Annotated in this window: 14 protein-coding genes and 3 tRNA genes; 10 read left to right on the top strand and 7 right to left on the bottom strand. The window is 59.1% G+C overall.

The window, feature by feature from the left end; all coding sequences use genetic code 11:
* Positions 1-67 precede the first annotated feature (67 nt).
* Complete coding sequence (locus tag ACR0CA_RS01720) at positions 68-1,321, top strand: DsbA family protein (RefSeq protein WP_480897269.1); 1,254 nt, start codon at positions 68-70, stop codon at positions 1,319-1,321.
* 84 nt (positions 1,322-1,405) lie between these two features.
* Here ACR0CA_RS01720 and gyrA read toward each other — a convergent pair whose 3' ends face one another.
* A complete protein-coding gene (gyrA, locus tag ACR0CA_RS01725; RefSeq protein WP_480897270.1) occupies positions 1,406-4,138 on the bottom strand; it encodes a DNA gyrase subunit A in 2,733 nt (910 codons plus the stop codon).
* Between the two features lie 193 nt (positions 4,139-4,331).
* Here gyrA and ACR0CA_RS01730 point away from each other — a divergent pair, with 193 nt between their 5' ends.
* Positions 4,332-4,601, top strand: a complete 270-nt coding sequence (locus ACR0CA_RS01730) for an usg protein (RefSeq protein WP_170774269.1) — start codon at positions 4,332-4,334, stop codon at positions 4,599-4,601.
* Here the strand turns inward: ACR0CA_RS01730 and ACR0CA_RS01735 are convergent.
* Positions 4,598-6,124 carry a caspase family protein gene (locus tag ACR0CA_RS01735; RefSeq protein ID WP_480897271.1) on the bottom strand — a complete coding sequence of 509 codons (1,527 nt, stop codon included), beginning with the start codon at positions 6,122-6,124 and terminating at the stop codon, positions 4,598-4,600. The genes ACR0CA_RS01730 and ACR0CA_RS01735 overlap by 4 nt on opposite strands.
* 85 nt (positions 6,125-6,209) lie before the next feature.
* Positions 6,210-7,163, bottom strand: a complete 954-nt coding sequence (locus ACR0CA_RS01740) for a radical SAM protein (protein WP_480897272.1) — start codon at positions 7,161-7,163, stop codon at positions 6,210-6,212.
* 163 nt (positions 7,164-7,326) lie between these two features.
* On the opposite strand from ACR0CA_RS01740, the gene zwf reads away from it, so the two are divergent.
* The 4 genes from zwf (at position 7,327) to ACR0CA_RS01760 (ending at position 12,823) form a co-directional block, all read left to right on the top strand.
* Complete coding sequence (zwf, locus tag ACR0CA_RS01745) at positions 7,327-8,775, top strand: glucose-6-phosphate dehydrogenase (RefSeq protein ID WP_480857223.1); 1,449 nt, start codon at positions 7,327-7,329, stop codon at positions 8,773-8,775.
* A complete protein-coding gene (gene pgl, locus ACR0CA_RS01750; RefSeq protein WP_170774261.1) occupies positions 8,772-9,443 on the top strand; it encodes a 6-phosphogluconolactonase in 672 nt (223 codons plus the stop codon). Before zwf ends, pgl begins: the two co-directional genes overlap by 4 nt.
* Before the next feature lie 4 nt (positions 9,444-9,447).
* On the top strand, positions 9,448-11,055 hold the full coding sequence (pgi, locus tag ACR0CA_RS01755) for a glucose-6-phosphate isomerase (protein ID WP_480897273.1): 1,608 nt from the start codon (positions 9,448-9,450) through the stop codon (positions 11,053-11,055).
* A 148-nt stretch (positions 11,056-11,203) separates the two neighbouring features.
* Entirely contained in the window at positions 11,204-12,823 is a 1,620-nt protein-coding gene (locus tag ACR0CA_RS01760; RefSeq protein ID WP_480897274.1) for a long-chain-fatty-acid--CoA ligase, read from the top strand.
* 19 nt (positions 12,824-12,842) lie between these two features.
* On the opposite strand, the gene ACR0CA_RS01765 is transcribed toward ACR0CA_RS01760, so the two are convergent.
* The 3 genes from ACR0CA_RS01765 to ACR0CA_RS01775 all read right to left on the bottom strand — a co-directional run bounded on the left by ACR0CA_RS01765 (position 12,843) and on the right by ACR0CA_RS01775 (position 14,112).
* Positions 12,843-12,917: transfer RNA gene (locus tag ACR0CA_RS01765), tRNA-Asn, on the bottom strand.
* Between the two features lie 130 nt (positions 12,918-13,047).
* Positions 13,048-13,122 (bottom strand) — tRNA-Asn (locus ACR0CA_RS01770).
* 75 nt (positions 13,123-13,197) lie between these two features.
* Positions 13,198-14,112, bottom strand: coding sequence for an MBL fold metallo-hydrolase (locus ACR0CA_RS01775; protein ID WP_480897275.1), 915 nt, complete (start codon positions 14,110-14,112; stop codon positions 13,198-13,200).
* A 44-nt stretch (positions 14,113-14,156) separates the two neighbouring features.
* Here ACR0CA_RS01775 and ACR0CA_RS01780 point away from each other — a divergent pair, with 44 nt between their 5' ends.
* A complete protein-coding gene (locus ACR0CA_RS01780) occupies positions 14,157-15,476 on the top strand; it encodes an ATP-binding protein (RefSeq protein WP_480897276.1) in 1,320 nt (439 codons plus the stop codon).
* Between the two features lie 453 nt (positions 15,477-15,929).
* Here the strand turns inward: ACR0CA_RS01780 and ACR0CA_RS01785 are convergent.
* A tRNA-Ile gene (locus ACR0CA_RS01785) sits at positions 15,930-16,006 on the bottom strand.
* A 107-nt stretch (positions 16,007-16,113) separates the two neighbouring features.
* Between ACR0CA_RS01785 and purM the strand changes: the two genes are divergently transcribed.
* The 3 genes from purM to rnd all read left to right on the top strand — a co-directional run bounded on the left by purM (position 16,114) and on the right by rnd (position 19,027).
* Complete coding sequence (gene purM, locus ACR0CA_RS01790) at positions 16,114-17,160, top strand: phosphoribosylformylglycinamidine cyclo-ligase (RefSeq protein WP_170782471.1); 1,047 nt, start codon at positions 16,114-16,116, stop codon at positions 17,158-17,160.
* Positions 17,157-17,753: a phosphoribosylglycinamide formyltransferase gene (gene purN, locus ACR0CA_RS01795; protein WP_170774249.1), complete on the top strand. Its 597-nt coding sequence runs from the start codon at positions 17,157-17,159 to the stop codon at positions 17,751-17,753. The genes purM and purN overlap by 4 nt, the downstream gene beginning before the upstream one ends.
* A 116-nt stretch (positions 17,754-17,869) precedes the next feature.
* Positions 17,870-19,027 carry a ribonuclease D gene (gene rnd / locus ACR0CA_RS01800; protein ID WP_480897277.1) on the top strand — a complete coding sequence of 386 codons (1,158 nt, stop codon included), beginning with the start codon at positions 17,870-17,872 and terminating at the stop codon, positions 19,025-19,027.

The following is a 19,027-nucleotide window of genomic DNA, read 5'->3' on the forward strand; positions in this document are numbered from 1 at the left end:
AGTGTTCGACCGTGGGAATCTTTGTGCCAGACGATAGAGTGCCCCAGAGGCGATTTGGGAGGGGCATGTGTCGATCAAAAACAAGTTGAAAACCCAAGCTGCGGTTGTGCTGACCAGCGAGGGCCTGCACGTCGCAAGACAGCGTATTGCCGAGGTACGGCGGAGGCTCAGCGGCAAACCTCACACCGTACAGTATTTTCACGATGTAGCTGACCCCTATTGCCACCTCAGCCTGCAGCTTTTGTTAGAGTTACAGAACAAATTTGATGTCCAGATCGAGCCGCATCTGATCTCGCGCCCGGCTTCGGATATCCAGCCTTTGCCCACCGAATACCGGCAGAATTCATGGGCCGACACTGTGCGATGGGCGCGACGTTTAGGGTTGGCAGCGCCACAGCAGCCGGCCCCGTCTGACGCGGGTTTTGCGCAAGCCGAGCGGCGTCTTGCGGCCCAGTTGGGTGACCAGGATTTTGCCTCAAAAGCACTGCAAATCAGCACTGAGCTGTGGTCAGGTCTGGATATCCCCGAAGGGGCGCACTCTGATCCGAATGTGGCGCGGCGGGCAGGGGATCAGGCTCTTGCCGCCGCCGGGCATTACCTTGGCGGCAGCTTTGCGTATGGGGGCGAATGCTATTGGGGGCCGGACCGGCTTGGATACCTGGACGGGCGTTTGGCGACGCTTGGGCTTGGGCCGTCGCACCCGCCCATTGTGCCGGACTATTCCGAGCCTTTCCCAGATGCAACAGGGCAGGAACTGGAGTTCTTTTTCTCGTTTCGAAGCCCGTATTCCTATCTGGCTTTCGACCGTGTACGCGATCTAGCCACGCGGACCAATGCGCGTTTGATCTTGCGTCCGGTGCTTCCGATGTTGATGCGTGGACTGCCCGTTCCCAAAGCGAAATCATCATATATCTTGGGGGATTGCGCACGCGAGGCGCGACGTCTGGCCATCCCCTTTGGTCGTATTAGCGACCCTTTGGGCGCGGGCATTGAACGGGGGTACGCCCTTTTGGATTATGCCGAAGCCGAAGGCCGCTTACCGGAATATTGCGCGGCTTTCATGACCGGCGCTTGGGCCCAAGGATTGGATGCCAGCACCGATACCGGGCTTGCGGAGGTCGTGCACCAAGCGGGTTTGGAATGGCAAACGGCCAAGACATTGATTGGCACTTCTGACTGGCGGGCCCGGGTCGAGGCCAACCAGGAACGTCTTCTCCAAATCGGGCTTTGGGGGGTTCCCAGCTTTCATCTGAACGGCCAAAGCGTTTGGGGTCAGGACAGGCTTTGGGTGCTTCAGGATCTTATGCGAGCACAAGCTTAACAAGCCATCCCGCTACGTGTGTGTCAAAGTATGACCTCGCCGCTCAACATGGGTTGCGCGGCGAGGTCACCAGATGGTTTTTGCCTATTCAGCCTCTTCATCTCCCTGATCGGCGATCCAAGCGACGCTGACGACTTCTTCGCCCTTGCCGGTGTTGAACACCCGCACGCCGCCTGCGCTGCGCGACCGGAAGGAAATCCCGTCAACCGGCACCCGGATCGACTGCCCCTTGGAGGTGGCCAGCATGATCTGATCGTCGATCTCGACCGGGAACGAGGCCACAAGCTCTCCGCCGCGCATAGCTTTGTCCATCGCCGCAACGCCCATTCCGCCACGCCCGCGCACCGGGTAATCGTGGCTTGAACTCAGCTTGCCTGCACCGCCCTTGGTGATCGTCAGGATCAGGTTTTCAGCCGCCGACATTTCGGCGTAGCGTTCCTGCGGTAGCACGCTGTCGGCGTTGCCTTCATCCTCATCGCTATCGGCTTCATCGGTGACACCGGCCATCAGGCGGCGCATCTTGAGGTAGGCTGCACGCTCGTCCGAGCTGGCGTCGAAGTGGCGGATGATCGACATCGACACGACCTCATCGTCGCCGTTCAGGCGCACACCACGCACACCAACCGACGAGCGGCTATTGAACACCCGCACATCCGTGGACGGGAAGCGGATCGCGCGACCGGATTTGGTAACCAGCATCACGTCGTCATCTTCGGAACAAATGCGCGCGTTGATCAGCTTGGTGTCGGCGTGTTCATCCTCGAACTTCATGGCGATCTTGCCGTTGCGCTTGACGTTGGTGAAATCCGAAAGACGGTTGCGCCGCACGGTGCCCGCGCTGGTGGCGAACATGATCTGAAGGTTCTCCCATTCCTCGTCTGGAACATCCACCGGCATGATCGCCGCAATGGAGACCCCGGTCGGGATCGGCAGGATGTTGACGATCGCCTTGCCCTTGCCGGTGCGGCCCGATTGCGGCAGGCGCCAGGTCTTGAGCTTGTAGACCATGCCGTCCGTGGTGAAGAATAAAAGCTGCGTATGGGTGTTGGCCACGAAGAGGGTGGTGACCACGTCCTCTTCCTTGGTCTGCATCCCCGAAAGTCCCTTACCGCCACGTTTTTGCGCCCGGAAATCGGCCAGCGGGGTACGCTTGATATAGCCGCCCGAGGTGACGGTCACGACCATGTCTTCGCGTTCGATCAGGTCTTCGTCTTCCATGTCGCCGGACCAGTCGACGATCTCGGTGCGACGGGGAACAGCGAACTGATCGCGCACTTCTCGTAGCTCATCGCCGATGATAGACATGATACGCTCGCGCGATGACAGAATATCCAGATATTCTTTGATCTTGGCGGCCAGTTGCTCCAGCTCGTCCGTGACCTCTTTGACACCCAGTTGAGTCAGGCGCTGCAGGCGCAGTTCCAGAATGGCGCGGGCCTGAACCTCGGTCAGGTTATAGGTGCCGTCGTCGTTCATCTTGGACAGAGGGTCGTCGATCAGACGCAAATAACCCTCGATCTCGGCCGCAGGCCAGCGGCGGGTCATCAGCTTTTCGCGCGCCTCAGCCGCGTCAGCCGACGAACGGATAGTGGCAACCACTTCGTCCACGTTCGAAACGGCCACAGCCAGACCACACAGGATATGGCTACGTTCGCGCGCTTTGCGCAGATCATAGGCGGTGCGGCGGGCGACGACGTCTTCGCGGAAGTCGATGAACGACGTCAGGAACCGGCGCAGGGTCAGTTGCTCGGGCCGACCACCGTTCAGGGCCAGCATGTTGCAGCCAAAGGACGTCTGCATCGGTGAGAAGCGGTACAGCTGGTTGAGCACTACCTCGGGCGTTGCGTCACGCTTCAGTTCAACGACAACACGCACGCCGTTGCGGTCGGATTCGTCCTGCACATGAGCGACGCCTTCGATGCGCTTTTCTCGCACCGCCTCGGCGATCTTTTCAATCATCGAGGCCTTGTTCACCTGATAGGGAATCTCATCCACGACGATGGCGTAACGGTCCTTGCGTAACTCTTCCACGCGGGTCTTGGCGCGGATGATGACGCTGCCGCGTCCTTCCAGATAAGCTTTGCGCGCACCGGACCGACCCAGCATGACGCCGCCGGTCGGGAAATCAGGTCCGGGGACGTATTCGATCAGTTGCTCCGACGTCAGGTCGGGATCGTCGATAAGCGCCAGTGTGGCATCGACCACTTCGCCAAGGTTATGCGGCGGAATATTCGTCGCCATACCAACAGCGATACCGCCAGCACCATTGACCAGCATGTTCGGAAACCGGGCAGGCAGGACGGTCGGCTCTTTGTCCTTGCCGTCGTAGTTGTCCTGAAAATCAACAGTCTCTTTTTCGATATCGGCCAGCAGGGCGGCGGCAGGCTTGTCCATCCGTACTTCGGTATAGCGCATGGCCGCCGGGTTATCGCCGTCCATCGAGCCAAAATTGCCCTGACCATCCAGAAGTGGCAGCGACATCGAGAAATCCTGCGCCATACGCACCAGCGCGTCATAGATCGCGCTGTCACCGTGCGGGTGGTATTTACCCATCACATCGCCGACCGGACGGGCCGATTTGCGATAGGCCTTGTCGTGGGTGTTCCCGGTTTCGTGCATGGCATACAGAATCCGCCGATGCACCGGTTTCAGCCCGTCGCGCAGATCGGGGATCGCGCGGCTGACGATGACCGACATGGCATAGTCCAGATACGAGGTGCGCATCTCGGATTCGATTGACACCGTCGGACCGTCATAGACGGGACGCTCGGGCGGGGTTTCATCCATGTTTTCTGGGGTTTCTGGCGTATCGCTCACGTAAACTGCCCGATCTTTAGCTTGGGTCTATATCTTGTGGAAGCACTCTATCAGACCCGGCACATAAGGTGCAAGCAAGCTGATCCTTTCCGGCAAAAAAGCCACGGTAACAGCTGGGTAACATATTGTTATCAGCCTGTTAGGGCGTTTGCGTGCTACCCTGAAGAGACCTTGCAAGAAATTGGGGGTCTATATGACGCAAAGCGAAACCGAATTGATGCTGAAAGGGTACGGGCTGACGACGGCGGAATTCTTCTACCATATGCCCGACTATATCCACGTCCTAAACACGTTCATCTGGCAGGATTACGATCTTGCCCCGGACCATCCGAAACTGTTCGATTTCATCGAATTCTGGCAGCGTGAGATTGAAGGTCCACTGCATTCGGTGCGCTACACGCACCGCAAGATGATCGCGCCCGGTGAATGGCGCAACATGGTGGGTGAGTTTCGGGTAAACTAGCCGACCCGCCAAGCATAGACCGAGCAGCCGGTCGATCCCGATCCGGTAAAGCTGTTGCCATCCTCGGACAGGCGGCCGCGCCATGTCACGGTGATGCCGGGGAAATAATCCGTTCCGTTAAGCTCTTGCTCGTTAAGGTAGACGACCGTGTTGGCTTTTTGCCCCAACGAATCCGTCAGGCTGCCCGTGAATTTGTTGCTACCCGCTCTGGTGTACCTAACTGAACCGGTCACTTTGACGACCAGCGCGCAGGTTGCTTTGAAGCTCCAACTTCCGCTTAGGGACACGGCCGAAGATGCTGTGGTGCGGGGGGCTGTAGGTGCAGGTGCTGCGACGCAGATAGTGCCGCTTTTGCCTTCCAGTTCGTCCAGCGCGTGCCGCGTGCCCAGATCGTCCGCACCCAGATTGGATTTGCTGGCGCGTCGGTAATCCGCAAAGGCGCGTTTGGTACGGGGACCTGCGACTCCATCGGCCCCGCCCGCATTGCATCCCAGCGCGTTCAAGGCCGCTTGAGTCGCCTGCATCACCTGCTTTGAATCCTGAATGACAGCGGGTGCAGGGGTCTCGGGGTCCTGCAACCCGGCACGCAATTGCAACGCGATTTCATAGGTATAGTCAGTGGACTGGTCCGCGTATGTCTCAAGAAACGTGTCCAGAGCCCAAACCGTACCGACGGACCGGGCTAATTCCAGATCGGCGCGCATCTTTTCAATCGGCGGCGTGACCGTATCGACGGAAGGCGCGGCGACAGCGGCCGGGGTGAAATAGAACTCGCCCAACAGCTCATCATAGTAAGCTGGGACTTGATTGTGCTGCACGGAGCGAGACAGATCTCGGACTTCGCGCCTGAGATCGGCGACCATGCTGCGCAGCTCTAGCCCCGGTTGCGCCAGACGTGGCAGCAAGGCGCGGGTGAAGACCGAGTTTGGTTCGGCCTCGTTATCATGCAGCCGGTCCAGCGCCATCTGGCCCGCCCCGGCCGAGAATATCACGAACATGCCTTGCGGCGCGTCGATGCGACCCAAACCGCGGGTGCCGCCGATGCTACGTCCGGCAGTGGTTTCAAACGGGTTGTCTCGGCAGGCGTCGATAATGGCGATTGATGTCCGCGCCCCGGTGCTACGCACGCGATTCAGCAGATTCGACAGGGCGATGGATTCGGATTTCACGAAATCGGTCTCACCAGCAAAGGGGGTTTCGATATCCGTGGGTAGAAGATAGTTCTCGCCGTCAATTTCAACTCCATGCCCGGCGAAGAAAACAAAAGCTGTATCCCCTGCCTCAAGCTGCGCGGTGAATTCCGAGATTCGTTGGTTCATGCCGCGGCGGTCCAGGTTCAACCCCTCGAACGTCTCGAACCCCAATGCCCGAAGCTGCCGCGACACCGCTTCGGCATCGGCAACGGCTTTTTGCAGGACAGGGACCGACTCGTATTGATTGTTGCCGATGACCAGCGCCAACCGGTCCTGCGCCCACAGCGGAACAGCCCAAATTATGAACCAAAAGGAAATCAGCCACTTCATTTCAAGCCCCGGTTTTCCAACATCCACTGACTTTATAGCGGATGACGGGGGCTCGCCTCAGTGACTTTGTTTACTTAGCGTCGTCTCAGCCCGAGCAACTGGCGCCACCCAATACGCAGAACTTGGCGCAATGTGGGTGGTTGAGATGCACGTCCGCCTCGGCCTCGGCCAGGGTCGAGCCCATTTCGAACTCGGGCTCATAAGCCAGTAGGGTACAGGCCAGAACGGCGGGTTTTTCTGCGCCTTTGCGCTTGACCACCATCCGAGCGTTCGAACACATCACTGCGTCAGGTGACTTGTCCAGAATGCCCCAGCAGGCCGTCGTGATCTCGGGCACTTCGACGGATTCGTCCATTTCCGGGAACAGCACTGTCTGTGCCGGGTTCTGTGCGTCGATGTCAAAGCCGTGCTGGTCAAAAAATGCAGCATATCCGGCGCGGCTGTCAGTATCGCTGTCGCCCCAAACCGTCCGACCGGCAACCGCCATGCGAAACCCATTGTCGCGCAGCCATTCCATGCCGGTCACGGTCTTTTCGAAACTGCCCTTGCCGCGTTCTTCATCATGCAGATCGGGGCGGTAGTGATCGACCGAAATGCGTAGGGTCAGCTTGTCGCCATACGTGCGTTGCAGCTCCAGCAGCCCTTCGCGCATCTTGCGGCGCATCATCGGTGCCATCGCGTTGGTCAGGATCAGAACCTCAAACCCACGCTCAAGCGCGGCACGGGTCATTTCGATCATCTCGGGGTTCATGAAGGGTTCACCACCCGTAAACCCGATCTCGCGCACCGGCCAGTTGCGTTCTTCTATCTGGTCTAGATAATGGCGCACCTCATCGGCGGTGATATAGACCAGCGCATCATTGGAAGGGCTGCTGAGGATATAGCAGTTTTGACACTCGATATTGCACAGCGTGCCGGTATTGAACCACAGCGTTTCGGGGTTCTTCAACGCCACCGACGCGCGGGTTTGTCCATTGGCTGTCACCAATTTGTCCTGAAACTTGCCGATATTGGCAGCGCTTGCGACGTTGTCTTTCATTCCGGTATCCGGTTCTTTGAAGTCATTGCACTGACTTAGACGGTTGGGGCGGGTTCGTTAAGTGCGACACGGACGTCCTGACAGAATTTTGAAGATGAGGGTTTCTGAACAAATGATTGCGCTAACATTGGACATGCGCCAGCGGTCAAGGTAAGGAAAACACATGGTTTCTCGCGTCATCCCTGTTGATCCCTTTGATCTGGTCATTTTTGGCGGAACCGGTGATCTGGCCCAGCGCAAGATCCTGCCGGCGCTGTTCCGCAGATTTTGCGCCGGGCAATGGGTGGACGGTGCCCAAATCATAGGCGCTGCGCGCACGGGATATGACAGCGACGGGTTCCGCGATTTGGTGCGCGAATCGCTCAAGACTCACGCGGCGAAGCAATGTCAGGACGTCTCGGCGCTCGAGTCGTTTTTGCGGCGGCTGGACTATGTAGCGCTGGATGGGGTCTCGGATGAAGGGTGGGGGCATTTGGCCCGCCGGCTAAAGCCCGGTCGGGTTCGGGCCTTTTACTTTTCGGTTGGGCCGCGCCTGTTTGGTCCGCTGGCAGAACGGATTGAGGCGCACGGGCTGATCACACCCCTGACGCGGATCGTGGTCGAAAAACCTTTTGGCCATGACCTGGACAGCGCGCAGGCTTTGAACGCTACTCTGGCCGCGCATTTCTCCGAGAACCAGATTTACCGGATTGACCATTATCTGGGCAAGGAGACGGTCCAGAACCTTATGGCCGTCCGTTTCGGGAATATGCTGTTCGAACCGCTCTGGAACAGCCAATACGTCGATCACATCCAGATCACGGTGGCCGAATCCGTTGGGATTGATGGGCGGGAAGAGTATTATGACCGCGCAGGCGCCATGCGTGACATGATGCAGAACCACCTGATGCAGCTTTTGTGCCTGATCGCGATGGAGCCTCCAGCGAAGTTCGACCCAGACGCGGTGCGGGACGAAAAGCTGAAGGTCATCCGCGCTCTGGACCCGGTCGAGCCGCATCACATTGTGCGCGGCCAGTTCGAGGGTGAGGGCTCGGGCTATCGCCAGGTCGTGGGCAACGAACGCTCGACCACGGAAAGCTATGTGGCGTTGAAGGCGCATGTTAGCAATTGGCGGTGGGCGGGCACACCTTTCTATCTGCGCACGGGGAAGCGGCTGGTGGCGCGCTCCTCGGTGATCAACGTGATGTTCAAGGACGCGCCGCACTCGATATTCGGTGCTGATGCGGGGCGTCATGCGAATGTGCTGTCGATCCGGTTGCAGCCGAATGAGGGCATCACGCTGAAAGTGACAATCAAGGAGCCGGGCCCGGGCGGCATGCGTCTGGTCGATGTGCCATTAGATATGAGCTTTGCCGAGGCGCTGGGGCCGGAAAATCAGGACCCGCCCGATGCCTATGAGCGGCTGGTTATGGACGTGATCCGGGGTAACCAGACCTTGTTCATGCGTGGGGATGAAGTCGAGGCCGCATGGGCCTGGACCGATCCCATCATCGCCGGATGGCAGGCACGTGGTGATGTGCCGAAACCTTATGATAGTGGCAGCACAGGACCGGGCGACGCCGAGCTGCTGATGAAACGGGACGGTCGCCGCTGGCAAGGAATAAACCCATGAATATACAGGAATACCCCGACAGGGACATGCTGGCCATCGACGTTGCCAATGCGTTGGCCGGAGATCTTGAGGCCGCCTTGCTGCACCACGATATGGTCTCACTTGCGGTGCCCGGCGGCACCACGCCCGGGCCGGTCTTTGACGGGCTATGTGCCGCCGATCTCGATTGGGACCGTGTGCGCGTCCTGCCCACCGATGAACGCTGTGTGCCCGGTGACAGCGATCGTTCAAACGAACGACTTATCCGCGAACGTTTGCTGACCAACCGCGCCTCGGTCGCGCAATACGTGCCGCTGTTCGTGGAAGGAAAAGACCCAGAGGCAGTGCTGCCCGAGATCGAAAGCCTGATCACGCCAGTTCTGCCCCTGTCCGTATTGGTGCTGGGCATGGGTGAGGATATGCACACGGCGTCTTTGTTTCCGGGGATGGCGGGGTTGGCGGCTGCCTTGGACAGCCACGCGCCGCCCTTGACCATCGCCCGTACCGAAACGCAGCCTGAGGCGCGTATCTCGCTGACGGCCCCAGTGCTGGACGGCGCGTTGTCCAAGCATCTGGTCATTTTCGGCTCTGCTAAGCGCGAGGCGCTGAACAAAGCCATGGCGCTACCGCCGGAAGAGGCTCCGATTGCCGCTGTGTTATCCGGCATGATGGTCCATTGGGCGGAGTGATGCGATGAAACTAGACGACCTCAAGACCCTTTCGGGCGGCACAAAAACCATTCTGGATCTGTTCGAACAGATCCCGAACCGGGCGCAGGAGTTCTCGGCCTCGACCGGGGATATGCTGTTTGACTATTCCAAGACCCAGATTGACGGCGATATCCGCGCGGCGCTGATCAAGCTCTGCGATGACGCCGGTCTGGCGGATCGGCGCGAGGCGATGTTCTCAGGCGCCAAGATCAACGAAACCGAAGGGCGCGCGGTGTTGCACACTGCGCTGCGCAACCTTGATGGCGGCCCGGTCCAGGTCGACGGGCTGGACGTCATGCCCGATGTTCTGGACACGCTTCACCGGATGCGAATCTTCGCCGAAGAGGTGCGCGGCGGCACTTACACCGGGGCGGGGGGCAGCTTTACCGACGTTGTGAATATTGGCATTGGCGGGTCCGATCTGGGGCCCGTAATGGCGACGCACGCCCTGTCGCCCTATCATGACGGCCCCCGGCTGCACTATGTGTCCAATGTGGACGGGGCGCATATCGCGGATACTCTGCGCCAGTTGGATCCGACGCGAACGTTGGTGATCGTCGCCTCGAAGACCTTCACCACGATCGAGACGATGACCAACGCCCGCACTGCACGGGCGTGGATGTCCGAAGGTGGCGGCGATCCGGCGCGTCAATTCGCAGCCGTCTCAAGCGCCTTGGACAAGACGCAAGCCTTTGGCATTCCAGCAGAGCGTGTTTTCGGGTTTGCCGATTGGGTCGGTGGGCGGTATTCGGTCTGGGGACCAGTTGGCCTGCCAGTGATGATCGCCGTGGGATCGAATGCCTTTGATGCGTTCCTGCGCGGTGGCCAGTCCATGGACGTGCATTTCCGCGCTGCGGAGTGGGCCGAGAACTTGCCGGTGATGCTGGCCCTTGTCGGTATCTGGCATCGGCAGGTTTTGGGCCATGCCAGCCGCGCGGTTCTGCCCTATGACCAGCGATTGCTGCGCCTGCCTGCATATTTCCAACAGCTTGAGATGGAATCGAACGGTAAATCCGTCGCAATGGACGGCGCGGCGTTGCACGTGCCCTCGGGTCCTGTGGTCTGGGGAGAACCAGGCACCAATGGCCAGCACGCCTTTTACCAGCTGATCCATCAGAGCACCGATGTGATCCCCTGCGAATTCATGGTCGCCGCAGAAGGGCACGAGCCCGAGTTGGCCCATCATCATCGTTTGCTGCTTGCAAATTGTCTGGCCCAGTCCGAGGCGCTGATGCGCGGTCGGTCTCTGGACGAGGCCCGCGACCGAATGGCCGCCAAAGGTCTGGAAGGGGCTGAACTGGACCGTCAGGCCCGGCACCGCGTCTTTCCGGGCAATCGCCCATCGACAACACTGATCTATCCGCAGCTTACGCCGTTTGTTCTGGGCCAGATCATTGCGCTCTATGAACATCGCGTCTTTGTTGAGGGCATATTGCTGGGCCTCAACTCTTTCGATCAATGGGGGGTCGAGCTGGGGAAAGAGCTTGCGACCTCACTGGGGCCGATCGTGGATGGCGAAGAGGACACCGCGGGCAAGGACGGGTCGACCGCCGCGCTGGTGGCCTATGCGTTGCGCCATCGGGGCAGGTAAAATCGGCTTGCCGTTGCGGCAGGCTGCATTCTTTTATTGTCAGACAATTAAATGATTGGCAGGGTTTGTCCTGACCATCCCGACGCAAACGTCGGGCCAGAACAAGGGGCCGCCGAACAGAAGCGGCCGCCACCAAGGGAGGATGTCCATGCTGGGACAAATGATGACGCAGCCGCTGCTGATCTCGTCGCTGATCAAGCACGCTGATTGCTACCATGGTCAGACTGAGATTGTTTCGGTCGAAACGGACGGCACGGTGACGGAAACCAACTGGTCCGAAGTGTCGACCAATGCACGGAAACTGGCCTCGGCCTTGACGGCATTGGGGCTTGAACCGCAGGCGCGGATCGGGACGCTGGCGTGGAACAACCGGCGCCATCTTGAGATCTACTATGGCACCTCAGGCGCCGGGTTCGTGTGCCACACGATCAACCCCCGTCTGTTCCCAGAGCAGCTGACCTATATCATCAACCATGCGCAGGACCGGGTGCTGTTCTTTGACGCGACCTTTATCCCTCTGGTCGCCGCGCTGCATTCTCACCTGACCGAAGTGCAGCATTTTGTGCTGATGGGGCCACGCAATGAGGATGCGATCGCGCAGGTGCCGGGTGTTCAGTTCTATGATGAGTTGATCGAGACCGGGGATGCCGGGTTTGATTGGCCCAGCTTTGACGAAAATACCGCGTCCAGCTTGTGCTATACCTCGGGCACGACCGGGAACCCGAAGGGTGTTCTGTATTCTCATCGCTCGACGGTGCTGCATAGTTTTGGATCGAATACACGCGATGTGATCGGGTTTTCGGCGATGGATGTCGTGTTGCCGGTGGTGCCGATGTTCCATGTGAACGCCTGGGGGTCGCCTTATGCCTGCGCGATGTCCGGGTCGCGCATGGTGTTGCCGGGGCCAGACCTGCACGGTGAAGCTCTGGTCAAGCTGATTGACTCATATGGTGTGACGCTCGCCATGGGTGTGCCGACGATCTGGCAGGGACTGCTGGCTTATGCGCAGGCATCGGGCAGCAAGCTGGAAACTCTGGAACGCACTGTCATCGGCGGGGCCGCGTGCCCGCCGTCAATGATCGAAACCTTCCGCGAGGTCTATGGCGTGGACACCATCCACGCCTGGGGCATGAGCGAAATGAGCCCTCTGGGGACCGCCAACCATCCGCTTTCGAAACATGCGAAATTGCCGATCGAAGCGCAGCACAAACTGCGCGAAAGCCAGGGGCGCCCCTGCTATGGGGTCGAGTTGAAGATTGTGGACGATGACGGCAAGGAGTTGCCGCGCGATGGCGAAACGCAGGGCGATCTGATGGTGCGCGGGCCGTGGGTGTTGGACAGCTATTTCCAGATGCAGGATCAGGATCTTTTGCAGGATGGCTGGTTTGCCACGGGCGACGTGGCGACGCTGGATGCGGATGGCTATATGACGATCCGGGACCGGTCCAAGGACATCATCAAGTCGGGCGGCGAGTGGATCAGCTCGGTCGAGCTGGAAAACATCGCCGTTGCCCATCCCAAGCTGGCAACAGCGGCCGTCATCGGGGTACCGCATCCGAAATGGGACGAACGCCCCTTATTGGTGGCGGTGAAAGCCGACGGCGCAGAGCCGAGCGAGGAAGAACTGCTGGCCTTTTTCGACGGCAAGATCGCCAAATGGCAAGTGCCGGATAAGGTTGTCTTTGTTGATGCTTTGCCACTGAACGCAACGGGTAAGGTTCTGAAACGCAACCTGCGCACGGATTTCGAAGACGCCCTGACGGGTTGAGGTCTGCGCTTGGGAAGAATGGCTCCGGCGGTAGGGATCGAACCTACGACCAATTGATTAACAGTCAACTGCTCTACCGCTGAGCTACGCCGGAACGGTTCGCGCCGTATAGCAATCACAATCTCTGTCGTCCAGAGGGGATGGTGAAGTTTTTTCGACGAAAAAACTTGGCCCGCGTGAAGGCAAATGTTTCGCGCCAAATCTGTGTGTTTTGAAGGAGGATTTGGCTCCGGCGGTAGGGATCGAACCTACGACCAATTGATTAACAGTCAACTGCTCTACCGCTGAGCTACGCCGGAACTGAGGGCCGTATAACAACACCGAAATTTGCCGTCCAGAGGGGATCGGCATCAAATGACGAAAAAGTTTACGCCTTATGGTAATCGGGTGAACTCGGCCTCGACGGACAGCACACCTTTGGGCGAAGCCATTGATCTGACGGTTAAATCGACCAGATGAGCAAATACGTTGCGCGTCGCGGCCGGAAGCAGTGCGGCGGGGGTTTCGGTGTAGATCCTCTCTGCCAGCTGGCGGGCTGTGCCGGGACGATCCTCTAATGCGGACAGAATCTGGGTCTCACGCGCTGTGCGGTGTTGGATCAGCCAGTCCAACCGGGCGGCAGGGTCGGTGATCGGCGCGCCGTGCCCGGCGTGAAACACCGACCAGTCGCCGGCGCGCAGACGGTGACAGGCTTGCATGAAATCCGTCAGGTCGCCATCCGGTGGCGAAACCAGGGAACTCGCCCACCCCATGACGTGATCTGCGGTGAAACAGGTCTGCCCCCAACCCAGCGCAATATGATTGCCAAGATGGCCTGGTGTGTGAATGACCTCTAGCTGCCAGTCATCGCCCGTGATGACCTGCCCATCGGTTAGTTCGATATCAGGGCGGAAGGCCGTGTCGATGCCCTCTCCGCCGCCGGTCAGCCCTTTTTGGGCGAGCTCTTGCATCACAGCGCTGCGCCCGGCCTCGGGGCCGCCAAAGGCCAGAACCGGCGCGCCGGTCCGCAGGGCCAGAGGGGCGGCAAGCGGGGAGTGATCCAGATGCGTATGCGTGACGATGATATGGCTGATGCGCTGGCTGGGGGTCAGGGCGGACAGAATCGCCTCGAGATGCACATCGCTGAGGGGGCCTGGGTCGATAACGGCACAGTCCCGCGTGCCCAGCAGATAGGTGTTCGTGCCTCGATAGGTCATAGGCGACGGATTCGGGGCCAGAATGCGCCTGAGGCCGGGCTGCAATTCGAAAGCCTGACCGGCGGGTGGATTGAAATCGTCGGGGGCCTGCATTCTGTGCTCTTTCTCTTGTCCGATCAGCCCGTTAGGTTTAGCGCATGTCGAGTGCCTGGCTCAAATCCTATATGCCGCGCAGCCTGTACGCGCGGGCGGCCATCATCCTGGTGTTGCCGGTTGTAGTTTTGTTGCTGGTGGTCGGTATCGCCTTTCTGCAAAAACACCTTGAGGATGTGACGGCACAGATGACCACCTCCTCGGCGCGCGAAGTCACGCTGATTCTGGAAACGATGGAGGGGGCTGAGACGCAGTTGCAGGCGCTTGCCGCCATACGGCAGGACCTTGTTGCCCTGGATATGAAAGCGCGGTTTCTGGGTATTGATGAACGTCCTGCGGTCGGAATGCGGCGCTGGTATGATTTTATCGCGCCGCAAGTTGCAGCGGAATTACACGCCAAGCTGCCACAACTGACGGCAGTGGCTTTGCCCAGCGGTGACGAGGCGCGCCTGTATCTTCAAACCGATCTGGGCCCGTTCGAACTGGTGCTAGATCGCCGCCGCCTGTCCCCGGCCGCACCACATCAGTTGATCGTGACGATGGTATTTTTCGCAGTCGTCATGACGACGATCTCGTTTCTATACATGCGCAACCAACTTCGGCCCATCACCCGCCTGGCGGATGCGGCCCAAGCATTTGGGCGCGGGCGGGTGGTACCGTATTCGCCAGGTGGCGCGATTGAGGTACGCGCCGCGGGGAGCGCGTTTTTGGACATGCGCGCCCGGATCGAGCGGCAAATCGAACAGCGCACCCTGATGTTGTCCGGTGTAAGCCACGATCTGCGTACACCTCTGACCCGGCTCAAGCTGGGATTGTCGATGCTGCCCGAAGATGAAGCCGCACCTCTGCAAAAGGATGTAGACGAGATGCAGTTGCTGCTGGATGCGTTCCTCGAATTCTCGCGCGGAGCAGCCGAGGGTGCTCCGGAACAGGTTGATCCGCGCCATTTGCTGCAAGTGATTGTTGATGACGCACAGCGCGCGGGTTACGACGCGCGTTTGGTTGCAACCGATGGGGAAGGGCAGGCCATGCTGCGTCCGACCGCGATCCGGCGGGCAGTCGAAAACCTGATTGGCAATGCTGTGCGCTATGGCAACAAGGCCGAATTGAGCCTCTCGTTGACCGCCAAAACTTTACGAATCCGGGTCGAGGATGATGGCCCCGGCATTGCGCCTGAAGACCGGGCAGAGGCGGTCAAGCCATTCTCGCGCCTTGATCCGGCACGCAACCAGAACAAGGGCAGTGGTGTGGGTCTGGGGCTGGCGATCGTCGCTGATATCGCGCGCGCGCATGGCGGAGTTTTACGGTTGGGCAAAAGCGACAAGCTGGGCGGGCTGAGCGCCGATATCATCATCGCACGTTAGAGGTTCAGCAGTATTTTAGGCAACGGATTTGGGGTGTGTGGTCTGGGTTTGTTGTTTCAACAATCAAGCCATTTTGTTTGCTTTCAACAACAAAGTAGCCAAAACCTATTGAATTGTGTATATATTAACTCAAAATGAATGTGCTGTAGTACATTCCGCTAGGGATGGTGAGTTTTTCAGCGTATTAAAGTTCAGTTAATATTCGGGGTTGTGGGTGTCGGGTATCGCTTTTCAAAGCGAGGTGGTTGCAGTGAACTGGATTATTGTTATCGGAATTGGTGCCGCGTTTGGCGCTGTTGCTATGGGGTGGTTTGAACCCTGCGACTCGTTTTACGAAGTCTGCCAATATGTCAACAATCGCGCACGGAACTGAATTTCCGGTTCCGGTAGGATCTAATAGTCAAAGCAAAGCACGAGGCGCCGCTCAGCTTCGTATCCAGTTATGGCAGATTTTGGTAGGCCCGGCAGGACTTGAACCCGCAACCAAAGCGTTATGAGCGCTCTGCTCTAACCAATTGAGCTACAGGCCCGCCTGAGCGCTTTGAGTATCACGGTGAACGCCCGCGTCAAGCCTGACCGTTGCAACATCTTCCACAATCGACTAACCCGCGCGGGAACCATTCATGAGGGGTTGGCCATGACAGCGGGCAAGAACGGAATCACCTATGCGGATGCGGGTGTTGATATTGATGCAGGCAACGCTCTGGTTGACCGGATCAAGCCTGCGGCCAAGCGGACCAACCGTTCCGGTGTGATGAGCGGGTTGGGCGGATTTGGTGCTCTGTTCGATCTCAAGGACGCAGGCTACACCGACCCGATTCTAGTCGGCGCGACCGATGGCGTGGGCACCAAGCTGCGCATCGCCATTGATACCGGCGTGGTTGACGGTGTGGGCATTGATCTAGTGGCCATGTGCGTCAACGACCTGATTTGTCAGGGCGCTGAACCGCTGTTTTTCCTCGACTATTTCGCCACTGGCAAGCTGGACACCGACACGGCCGCTCGGATCATTGAAGGCATTGCTGAAGGTTGCGTGCAGTCTGGCTGCGCCCTGATCGGTGGCGAGACGGCAGAAATGCCCGGCATGTACCCTGATGGCGATTTCGATCTGGCAGGGTTCTCGGTCGGCGCGATGGAGCGTGGCGCGCATCTGCCCGCAGGTGTGCAGCAGGGGGATGTGCTGCTGGGGCTGGCCTCGAACGGGGTGCATTCCAACGGCTACTCTCTGGTGCGCAAACTGGTCGAGATTTCTGGGCTGGGATGGGACGCCGAGTCGCCGTTTAGCGACGGTACGCTGGGCGAGGCACTGCTGACGCCCACGCGTCTTTATGTCAAACAGGCGCTGCAAGCGATCCGGGCAGGGGGCGTTCACGCGCTGGCCCATATTACCGGCGGAGGCCTGACCGAAAACCTGCCGCGTGTCCTGCCCGAGGGATTGGGCGCTCAGATCGACTTGAACGCTTGGGATTTGCCGCCCGTCTTCCGTTGGATGGCCGAGACCGGCGGGATTGCCGAAGCCGAGATGCTCAAAACCTTTAACTGTGGCATTGGCATGATCGTCGTCTGTGCCGAAGACCGCGCCGATGATCTGGCTGCTCTGCTGGTCGAAGCCGGCGAAACTGTCTCGCGTATTGGCACTGTCACTGACGCGCCCGGCGTGGCTTACTCTGGCAAACTGCTGTGAGTCACAAGCGCGTCGCCATCCTGATCTCGGGCGGGGGGTCCAACATGGTGTCGCTGGTTGATTCCATGGCCGGAGATCATCCCGCGCGACCCTGCCTGGTTCTGGCCAACGATCCGGAAGCGGGCGGTTTGAAAAAGGCCGCCGAGCGGGGCATTCCAACTGCGGCAATAGATCATCGCCCGTTCAAAGGTGACCGCGCTGCGTTCGAGGCGGAGCTGCTGAAACCGCTCGAGGCCGCGGGGCCCGATATTGTCTGTTTGGCGGGATTCATGCGTGTTCTGACCGGTGATTTCGTATCGCGGTTTCAGGGCCGGATGCTGAACATCCACCCTTCACTGTTGCCGAAATACAAGGGTCTGAACACCCATGCCCGCGCGATCGAGGCAGGCGATGCCGAACACGGATGCTCGGTGCATGAGGTGACGGCGGCACTGGATGACGGCCCGATCCTGGGTCAGGCCCGTGTGCAGATTGACGCTAACGATACGCCCGAAGCTTTGGCCGCGCGTGTGCTGGTTTGCGAACACAAGCTCTATCCCGCTGTGCTTCGACGTTATGCGAGCGGTGATCGGACACCAGTGTTGCTGCCATGATCTGTGCAGGGTGATTTACACGCCCGTGCTATTCGGCCTATGGTCTGCACAAGCGCTCGGATCGGTATGAAAGCGACGGGCAGTCACAAAGAACAAGAGCAAGAACACCACCGCGCATGAAGACCCTTACGACGACGCAAGAGCTGGCCGATTTCTGCGAGGCCGCCGCAAGCCATGACTATGTTACGATAGACACCGAATTCCTGCGCGAGCGGACGTATTATTCGAAACTGTGCCTGGTTCAGCTTGCCGTCCCATCCACGGATGAAAACAGCGCGGTGTTGGTCGATCCTCTGGCCGAGGATCTGTCGTTGGAACCACTATATGACCTGTTCAGAAACGAGGATGTGGTCAAGGTCTTTCACGCCGCCCGCCAGGATCTTGAGATTTTCTGGGTCGAAGCAAGTGTCTTTCCGACGCCGTTGTTTGACACACAGGTTGCCGCGATGGTCTGCGGGTTCGGTGAGCAGGTCGGGTATGAAACCTTGGTGCGCAAAATCTGTAAGCAGGGGCTGGACAAAACCTCGCGCTTTACCGACTGGTCGCGCCGTCCGCTGTCTGATGCGCAAAAGACCTATGCGTTGGCTGATGTGACTCACCTGCGGCAAATCTACGAATATCTCGCCAAAGAGCTTAAAAAGACCCAGCGCAGCCATTGGGTGGCCGAGGAACTGCGCACGCTAACCCATTCGGATACCTATGACATTCGACCGGAAGACGCGTGGAAGCGGGTCAAGACCCGCACAAACTCGGCCAAGTTTCTGGCAGTCGTCCGGGAACTGGCGCATTTCCGCGAGGCCTATGCGCAGCAAAACAATGTCCCGCGCAGCCGGGTGTTCAAGGATGACGCGCTGATCGAGCTGGCCTCGACCAAGCCCAAGTCGCCTTCTGATCTGGGCGGATCGCGCCTGCTTCTGCGCGAAGCGCGCAAGGGCGCGATTGCCGAAGGTATTCTGGCGGCTGTCAAAAAGGGTGTGAACTGCCCCCCCGAACAGATGCCGCGCGTGGATAACAGTCGCGACAAACTAAAGGTTAATCCAGCCCTCGCCGATCTGCTGCGCGTGTTGCTAAAATCCAAGACTGAAAGCTCGGGCGTGGCGGCCAAGCTGATCGCAACCAGCTCAGAACTGGATCAGATAGCCTCGGGCGAGCGGGATTTGCCAGCGATGTCGGGTTGGCGTTTCGAAGTGTTCGGTGAAGATGCCCTGAAGCTGTGCGAGGGTAAGATTGCCCTGGCTGCACAAGGCCAGACTGTCAAAGTCGTGGCTTTGTAA

This window comes from Ruegeria sp. F12, assembly GCF_056533885.1.